This is a genomic window from Chitinivibrionales bacterium (genome assembly GCA_014728215.1).
In the GTDB taxonomy this organism is placed as follows: Bacteria; Fibrobacterota; Chitinivibrionia; order Chitinivibrionales; family WJKA01; genus WJKA01.
This window is the reverse complement of the sequence record WJLZ01000013.1, coordinates 1-9,374: the sequence shown is the minus strand read 5'-3', so window position 1 is coordinate 9,374 and position 9,374 is coordinate 1. Positions and strand designations below refer to the sequence as shown.

Sequence of the window (9,374 nt, the reverse complement as noted above, 5' to 3'; positions counted from 1 at the left end):
CCTGAAGGGACACCAGGACAAGGAAATAAGTGAAATGGAGTGTCTGCTGTGGCGCTGCCGCGGTTTTGATCATATACCCTGTTTGTCGGAAGGTGAAAGAGAAAATATATCCCCGGAATTATTTGCGGCTAAAAATCAGCAATTTGCAAAACTTTTTAGAGCCTATCCTGAAACCTGTTTCGTTGCCGAGGCGAACTGAGAAAGAGCGTATGCGAGGCGCGCTTTGCCGGCCATGCCTTTTTTCCTGGCAGGCGTACTATATTTTGAACTAATCAATTGAAGAAATCTGCACCGGCGCCTGCGGATTGCTCACCGATAATATCCGAATATCCTCAAAGCCCATCACGAATAAATTATCTCCATACCAGATAAAGTCTTTTGTTGAGGGACTGCCCCACTGCCCAAGCGGCTCAGGAGATGACGGCTGTGAGACATTATAAAGTGAAAAGCCGCTTGAACCGTTGCTGACATAGAGCAGCGAATCTTTGATTGTCAGGCCGTAAGGCGTTGCCATATTTACCTGTTTGAGCAGCTTTGGATTCGTTGGATCGGCAATATCAACAACCATTAAAGCGTTAGTCGTTCTCCCGCATCGCCCGCCCGAACGCAGGGTGACATAGGCGATTGTGCCCTGCACGACAACCGGATCGCACGTAGTCACATGGGAGAAAGTCCCGATTGTCGCGGGCTTCTGTGGATTGCTCCTGTCGAGGATATACATGCCGGTCTGCCCCCCGATAAAGAGATATTTTTCGGTGGGAAACATGGTTTCGATGTCCCAATTGATATACGTTTGTGACAGTTCGAAAGGATTTTCCGGATCGGAGATAGTGAGGGTGATAATACTCTGGCCGTCGATATAGTAGAGAAAGGTATCGATTACCGAAAAAATCGCATAGGAACCGCCCATTCCGCCAGTGCCGGTTTCAGTCCCGGACACATCTGTAGAGGTTGGTCCCATACACCCGGTACATCCCCATCCGCCATAGGAAACACCATCACCCATAAAAAATTGATTTTTATTGTAGTTATACTTATTATGAATAATCGAAACCACGTCGTATAAGGAGTCATCGTGGAGCTTGATGGCGAGTAATGAGCTGCCGGAATTGGCATAAATAATACTGTCTTTGACCGCAAGGCCGCTGTTGTCGACCAGTGGGATTGTCAGCTTGTGCCTGGGCGCCGATGGATCGCTCACCGAATAGACATGGATGCCCTGAATTGCGTCGGAAACATAGAAAATTGAATCACTTAAATAAATATTAACTGCATCATCGATCTCGGTATCCGCAGTGCGAAACCCTGTTGAAAGAAGCGCTGTAATGATCAACATCAGGCAGCAACGTTTTCCACATTTCATACTATACTCACCTTTCTCTGATAAAATGCAGTGTAACACCCAAAGAAATCAGTAGGTTACCGGCTACGAACCGATTGCCGGGGTAAAAAACGATATCATCGTCGACGCCGGCGTCGTCACTCCATTTATATCCTTTTTCAATGTATGAAAAAGGAAGCGTAACTCCACTGTTGACAGATACTTGAGGCGTTAGGTGGCGTTCGAGAGCGATGCCGGGTTTTACGACAAATGAGGTATACCTGATACCAAAGGTATAAAAGGTTGGTGCCCGGATTTCGGTATGAACGACATGGCCGTTGGTCTGGTGATACTGCAGTGACCCGGAGAGTTCTTCAATACGAAAGACGGCCGTATACCCGGCCCATCCGGCATTGATATCGAACCGTAGTCTCGATTGAGCAAGAAATTGCCGTCGAAAGGCAAGGGTAAACCCGAAATAGCGGTATTTGGTAAATATTTGGTCCTTTGAGGTTGTCTGTTTTGTGCGGTAGGCGTGGGGAACCGGTGAGTATGAGTCCCTTCCCAGCGAATCGGATACCGTATGGGTTGCATTAACTTCATCGATAGAGAATCCGTTCGATGCCTCGAAGCCAAAACCGATCCCGTTATGCAGGAAAAAGAGCGGCGAGATCGAAAAGCCGATATTCGGTTTCATATCCGTACCAAAATCATGGCTGTATCGATAGGAAGTCCGGGAATAACCAGACCCGCCATCAACCTCGGTCACATAAACATTGCCCCGACCGGCTTCATAAAAGCCTTCTTCAACAAAACCCCGGATATTTTCGGGCAGGATAAAATATCCGAAATTGGCGTCAAGTGAGGTTGTCATTTCGCAAAACAGAACCGACGCCAGTGAAATCATAAGAATGCCGGATTGGAGAAACAGATTATGTTGATTCATTGCAAGCCCCTGCTAAAGTTGTTGGTGGTTTAAAGGTATAAGAACCACCAGGCGCGTCAAAACGCTCATTTTTTTGGGAAGAGACAAAAAATTGTTTAGAGATGCTTCAGGGGGCCGAGAGGTCAGGGTGCAAGGACCCGTCCTTTACAATCAAAAATTACGAACCCGGAAGGCGCGGTTTTTAGTGCCGGATTGCTCGGGACAAGGATTTTCTGTCCCCAGGGAAGATGGAGCTGTTGAACAAGAGCGGAATGGGTTGCAATCGATTTTCGTTGAATATCCGGCGCCAGTAACAGGCCTCTCCGGCTATTGATCGCCTTTGAAGATGATGACGATAAAAACCCGATCTGTTCAAGCCACAGCAGGCAGGAATCCATCCAGGTCCCCTCGATATTATAGCCATGATCTTTCCCGGGCTCGATAACCATCTTTGACTCCACTCCGTATTTTTGAAGCGAGTCGTAAAATATGACACTGTTCATGGCGTCAACGATTTTATCGGAATCGGTATAGGTAATGAATGTTGGCGGCGTGTTCGCATCGACATGCTTTTCATTCGAGAGATAATCCAGGGCGTCCTGGCTGGTGTTGCCTCCGAGAAGGTACTGACGGGTTGTGCCGTGCGCATGAGGATCGTTCATGGTAATACAGGGATAGCCCAGAACCATGGCAGTGGGTTTGGAGCTATAGCGTTCGATCGGATCCGGCGACGAAGGAGTTCCCGTGTCGTAATGTGTGCCGATAGTGGAGGCCAGATGTCCTCCTGCCGAGAAACCCATGATACCGATCCGGTCGGGATCGATCCCGTAATCCGCGGCTTTCGAGCGGATAAGCCTCATTGCCCGCTCTGCATCCCACATGGGCATGGGGTGTTTGCAGTCTTTGTGACGGTAGTTCAATACAAATGCGGCGATGCCACGGTTTTGAAGATACTGTGCCGGAGGATCGGTTTCATCGCCCCAGATCATGTAATACGCACCGCCGGGACAGATAAGAAACGCAGCTCCGGTAGCAATATCAGCCTGAGGAATGTATGCTTCGATTGACGGACGGACGCAGCCGGTTTTGGTGGTGTCCTGTTCACCGGGCAAACTGTCGGGCCAGACATAAAAGATTTCGGTTTGGGCTTGAAGAGCACAGCAAAGAAAACAGAAGAGCGTTGTACATGCAGCGAGGAGCATTCCCGGCTTTTTCATGGTTATCCGCCTTTTTGATAAAATATGATCCTGCAGTCCTTCATAAATATAAATATTTATCGAATTAATTGCTGATTATATCGATTATACTGTTGAAAGCAGTAATGTTAGTTTTTCGGAACTGATAATGACTATGCGCATAAAAACAAAACATGATAATTGTTTCAGATTTTATTATATTATCACTATCTGAAACCTGCCTGGTTTTCAGCAGTCAGCAAAGGGTCCCGTATTGCAGAAAAGAAAAGGGGTATGATTCAGCATTTTTTCCGCAAACGGGCTTGTTAATCCATTAGCAGCGTACATAATCTGTTTTCGGCAGCGGGTTACACCGGTCTTACCCGGCATGCTGGGCTATTTACCTATTTCAGGGGGACTTATGCGGTTCAGTACTATTGTTTTGCTTCTTACATGTGTTAATTTTACGGCCTTTGGCCTGTCGGGAATTGCGGTTTCCGATTTTGTTTGTTCCGAGAAGGAGCAGTATTGGATCGATGCTCATTTTATCGAAGATGATGTGTGGCAGGATTCGATTATTCTGGCAACCTCGTCAAGAAGTCTGGGCGTGCGGGATCCGGCGATCAATTCCCACGGTACGCATTGTGCGTTTATCAGGGGGGACGGCAATTCGTGGACAATCTGCGTGACCCGGATCGGCGGGAAAAACAAGATGGTAAAGGAACTCACCACGGTCGATTATCATGACGACAGGACTCACGGGGAGATATATTCTATGCTTATTTACTGGCCCCGGGGAGACTGGATCTGGTTTAGTGATGAATTTGACTACTCCGGAGTGAGGCTTGGAGCAACAAGTGTTTCCCGGGTGAATGTCCATACCGGCGAGGTGCAGAATGTTCTGACTTTTCCTCCCACCCATATATGGCATATTTCAGGCGACACGCGATGGATGGCCTCGGCGCATTGCCGGATCGGGCTCCACCGGGTTCCCGATGTCGACAGTCTGATCGCTAATGACGCCGCTCCGGCCGCCCTGAGCTATGACTGTGCCGACTGGAACGATGGCGGCAACCGGATTTTTAATGACGGTTGCGGGCAGAGCGTTTCAATCAATGGGCGATATATCTACTACAATAACTCCAATATCCATGAGAATGTACGGTTCACCGCAATTGATTCGGCTACGGGCGAGGCAACGCGGGCCTACGATTTCAACAAATGGGACTGGAACGACTGGGCGGTGGATACAACTACCTATTCTTTTTGTGACATTGATCCTTCCACCGGTCAGTGTGCCGAGTGGAAACCGGTGGAATATATCGGCTGCCAATTGCATACTCTTTCCGACTGGGCGGTCAACTCGGAAAAGTGGACCTGCATGACCCTGGGATGGGGCGGTATGGGACGTTACATGGAAGACGGCGGGAACATTGTTACCATGAATCCCGAGCAAGAGAAATCGCTGCTGTTGACAAACCACCCCCCTAAAAATGATAGTATCAACAATCCCGACGGCGACGTCAGGAAGGTCTGGCACGGCGCTCTCTGGATCAGCGCTCCCGAAGAGGATATTGCGCCGGGATACATGGAGGATATCCTCAATCGTGATTCATATCATATTGAAGGGACCGACAGTCTGGCCGGGCAGATTCCCATTACCATACCGGTGGAAATATCCGAGGTGGCCGGAAAGGGCTGTCTGTCGCGGGCCAAGGATAATACCTGGACTATTATCCTTCCGCACGAGGGCCGATATACCGCAAAAGTCTACGATGCCCGCGGGAAACAGGTGTCGCAGGTGAACGGATTCGGTAGCCGGGCCATAGTTCCGGCAGGCCGGTTGGCGGCGGGAATCCATTTCGCCCTCATTGAAATGGATGATATGACCCGCACCTTTGCCCTGACCGGGGTAACGGCAATGTCCCGATAAATGCTTTTTATTGACGGGCCAACGAGGTCCCCGAATTTTCATTCAACAGGAATGTGCTCAATGAAACGTGGAAAGATGCTGATTTCGGTATTCCTTCTGTTTTGGGGAGGATTTTCACAATCGCCGCAGAATTTCACCGGCACGGTGGTAGACCCCGCCGGAGAGCCCGTTGAAGGTGCGGTGGTGACCGTGCTCAGAAAGAATGTTTCTGAAGTAACCGGCAGTGACGGGACCTTTGACCTGGGAAATGTTCCGGTGGTACGTATGACCGGTATACCGGCGAAAAATGTACTTTCAATCAGGGGGTCGGTTCTCTCTTTCGGGCTTCAATCCCCTCAAAAGGTCGGCCTTACTCTGCATACGCTGCAGGGCCAAAAGGTTGCCGGTCTTCCTGACCGTATCTATGACAGGGGCATGCACACAATCGATTTAAAAGCCTTTGATCTGTCGTCGCGGGTATATATAGTCGGTCTTCATGTCGGCGATACCCGCTATCATTGCAGGTCGATCGGCGCGCGCTTGTCCGCTCCCGGGTTCATCGATCATTCGGTGAGCACCGCCGGCGGCGCCTTCGCCAATGCAGGGGTATGGATCGATTCACTGAAAGTCACGCATCCTTCATACCGTGATCAGCAAATTCCCCTCGCGGATTACCGGAATGGGACCACGGTCACCCTCTATCCCGCCGGCAATACTGCTCCCGTGATCAGGGGGGTCAATGATGTTGCGGTCTATGCCTGGGAGAAGCTCTCCTTTCAGGTCGATACCGAGGATCCCGACGGCAATGATGTGATGCTTACCGCCGATAATCTCCCCTCAAACGCCCAATTCGTGGATGGTCTTTTTACCTGGCAGACAACCCGGGATGATACCGGGTCCCATGAAATCGGCTTTACTGCCGACGACGGTACCGAGCATTCCCGCAAAAATATTACAATCGACGTCACCTATGCGGAAGTGGATACTTGCAATCGGATGAGGATCCTTCGGCCCAACGGTGGTGAAATATATCATATTGGCGATACTATGACCATTACCTGGGCGATCAACAAGGAACGCGGGGTTGACAAAGGTGTGCGGGTGCTGATCTCCCTGTATGCGGGCGCTTACGATGCGCCGTCATTCAACGAAACAGGGTTCAGGGATGACTCCGCCGGAATCTATACGGGAAATATCGGGACCTATGAGTGGGTTGTTGCCCCCACCCTTACCGATGAAAAGGGGGACCCTTTCTCGATAATCAACGACCGGTGTGTGATTCAGGTCTGGGGCGACTATCAGCCCAACGAATGCAACGGAAGGCTTTACACCAACGATGCTTCCGATGGAGTGTTCAGTATCAGAGAGTAGGCCTCCCTTGTGCCGGCGGCTGTAGCACTCGACGCCGCCGGACGATAAATCGTGTCTATCCCGATATCATTAATTGAAAATAATTTTGCAAATAAATCAATAATATTCTCTAAAAGAATCTTTTATTATACGATATCGACTCATTATTCATATATATTATAAAGCAGGGATTAATCTGTTAGAGCAGGTTGTTAATCGTTTAATTGTCAGGGGTTATGATAATGAATTCAGCAAAATCGGTGGGTATTTTTATTCTTATGCTGCTTATGAAAATCTATGCGAATGTATCAATGGGTTCCGAACTCTTCTGTGACCACATGGTCCTTCAGAGGGAAAAGCCGGTTCGGGTCTGGGGGGCGGCATCGGACGGCGAACAGGTTACCGTCTCGGTTGCCGGGCAGACAAAATCAACGACTGCAAGTGGCGGCGAATGGGAAGTGATGCTCGATGCCATGGATGCAGGCGGGCCCTATGAAATGACCGTTGAGGGCAGTAATACGCTGACGTTTACCGATGTTCTTGTTGGTGAGGTAATTTTTGGCGGCGGACAATCGAATATGGTCGTGTATATGGTCCATGATGAACTTGCTGGTTCCTATGCCCAGGCGGCGGAAACGGCTGATTATCCTGAGATTCGGATTTCACAGCATTCCTGGTACCCCTGGGAACCGTCATCGGGTAGTGACGCCTATGAGGGGTATCAGACCCTGCAAGACAGAAAATGGCATGTGTGCACCCCCCTGAATGTCAAGGCCTTTTCAGCCATAATGTATTATATCGGTAAAAAAGTTCATGAGGAATTTGATGTTCCCGTGGGCGTGATCACCCGTGGGGTGTCGGCCCAATCCCTTCCGCCTTTCCTTCCCGCTCTGGATGAATCGCAGCTCTATGAACGGGAGCTGATCGAGTTGTGGCGGTGGAGAATCGAAACCGGCCTCCCCGAGGGCCTGGATGTCATGCGTGACAGCAGTTGGCACACCGACGGCAAGTGGTTTGATGATGTCAAAACCGTGCTTCCCTATACCATGCGCACCATTGTCTGGTGGCAGGGCGAAAATGAGATGAAAGAGTATTTTCACTACGAATATCGTTACCGGTATACAGCCCTTATCTCCGCCTGGCGGCGGATTGCCCGGCAGGGAACACTCCCTTTTATTGCGGTCACCGAGCCCAACGGCGGGGGATGGGAAAATCAACCCTGGTATTGTCCCAATACTCCCTGGGAGGGTGATACGCTTCCCTATGGCGATGTCGACTACCCTCATCGGACGGGCATGATGTATGAGACCTATCCACTTTCTCTTGATATTCAGGATGTTTATATGGCCTCTGCGGTGGGGCTGGGAGGCGGCTCACATCCGGGGCAGAAAAAGGAAAGGGCTGAGCGGGTGAAGAATGTCATGCTGGAAAAAATATTCGGCCGAAATATCATTTCCGAACCGCCGCTCTATGATTCTTACTCCATCGAGCAGGGAAATAAAATGCGAATCACTTACCGGGGGAATACCGGCGACGGCTTGTATGCCGAGGGCGGTGAAGTAAAAGGGTTCTGCATCAATTCCGAGTCGGATTCGACTTTTGTGTATGCTCAGGCGCAGATCGATGGTGCTGATGTTTTAGTATGGAACGATAATATCTCTGATCCAAAAGCGGTCCGGTACGGCTGGACCGGCAAAATTCTTGAATGCGCGACTTTATGCAACAGCACAGGGTTGCAGGCCTATCCGTTCCGGACTGATGTGGAGCCCTTGCCCACGGATTTTACTTCAACGGCTGCTCCGGAGAGGGACTATCGGCGGGACGCCGGCTTCAAACAGGGCCTGGACGGCATAAATCCCGCAAAGACGGCTGTTTACGATGTCCGGGGGCGGTTGATCAACTGGAAAGAAACGATGCCTGCATCACTGAAAAAAAATCCGTCGGGAGCTTACATTATTCCTTATACTAATAACAATACCGGTGAGGGTTACCGGATAATCGTAAAGCAATAATTGAAATGCGTTTTAAGGAAATAGTAGATTAGTAGGCGGTAACTCGAAACGGGAATCATTGTAACTACACGAATGGAGTGCTGTTTATGAATGTAAAAACCTTTGTTGCATCATCGATACTTTCAGGCTCAATTTTTTTGTCGGCGGCCATGGTACAAGCGGAACCCACCGTAACCCTGGCCGAGGTAACGGACGTTGAAAATTTTTTCGGTACCCGGAATGTGAAAGTGGCCTTTACCATTGAAAGGAATCTGTACTATGTAGACTTCACCGAAACACCGGCGGCCCTTCATAAAATCGATGCTGTTACCGATGCGGCGATACCGGTTATTTCCCCTGATGGAAATTATATCGCCTATGCCACCGGCACAAGTTCCGATGCTGCCACCAACGTACAAAGTACAGCATGGATTGTTGAGATGAGCGAAAGTGCTACGCCGGTAATGGTGTCGGAGCAGGGTTCCGGATACGTTCCCAGGTTTGTTCCCGGCTCCCTGGATCCCCTTGAGGTGGTCTATGCGACCTGTGCATCAGCGCTCGATAATAAGGTTTATGTATGGGACGGCTGCGGGAAAGTCGTTGCAGTCGAAATCGTTGATGGACAGCCGGGACAGGAACGGGATATCTATACCGGAGGAAGTTATCTGGGAGGGATATCCTATTATGAAGATTATATCGG

The 9,374-nt window shown here is 49.8% G+C and carries 7 protein-coding genes; 4 read left to right on the top strand and 3 right to left on the bottom strand.

What is annotated here, in order from left to right:
* Nucleotides 1-268: 268 nt before the first annotated feature.
* The 3 genes from GF401_00910 to GF401_00900 all read right to left on the bottom strand — a co-directional run bounded on the left by GF401_00910 (nt 269) and on the right by GF401_00900 (nt 3,463).
* Nucleotides 269-1,363 carry a hypothetical protein gene (locus tag GF401_00910; protein ID MBD3343601.1) on the bottom strand — a complete coding sequence of 365 codons (1,095 nt, stop codon included), beginning with the start codon at nt 1,361-1,363 and terminating at the stop codon, nt 269-271.
* A gap of 7 nt (nt 1,364-1,370) precedes the next feature.
* Nucleotides 1,371-2,267 (bottom strand): hypothetical protein, encoded by an 897-nt coding sequence (locus GF401_00905; GenBank protein MBD3343600.1) that lies wholly within the window; start codon nt 2,265-2,267, stop codon nt 1,371-1,373.
* A 122-nt stretch (nt 2,268-2,389) separates the two neighbouring features.
* Complete coding sequence (locus GF401_00900) at nt 2,390-3,463, bottom strand: prolyl oligopeptidase family serine peptidase (protein ID MBD3343599.1); 1,074 nt, start codon at nt 3,461-3,463, stop codon at nt 2,390-2,392.
* A 379-nt stretch (nt 3,464-3,842) separates the two neighbouring features.
* Between GF401_00900 and GF401_00895 the strand changes: the two genes are divergently transcribed.
* From GF401_00895 to GF401_00880, 4 genes are all read left to right on the top strand, one after another.
* Complete coding sequence (locus GF401_00895) at nt 3,843-5,354, top strand: hypothetical protein (GenBank protein MBD3343598.1); 1,512 nt, start codon at nt 3,843-3,845, stop codon at nt 5,352-5,354.
* A gap of 60 nt (nt 5,355-5,414) precedes the next feature.
* Complete coding sequence (locus tag GF401_00890; GenBank protein ID MBD3343597.1) at nt 5,415-6,704, top strand: hypothetical protein; 1,290 nt, start codon at nt 5,415-5,417, stop codon at nt 6,702-6,704.
* A gap of 221 nt (nt 6,705-6,925) precedes the next feature.
* On the top strand, nt 6,926-8,695 hold the full coding sequence (locus tag GF401_00885; GenBank protein MBD3343596.1) for a hypothetical protein: 1,770 nt from the start codon (nt 6,926-6,928) through the stop codon (nt 8,693-8,695).
* 86 nt (nt 8,696-8,781) lie between these two features.
* Nucleotides 8,782-9,374: hypothetical protein (locus GF401_00880; GenBank protein MBD3343595.1), on the top strand; the 593-nt coding region annotated here is incomplete at its 3' end.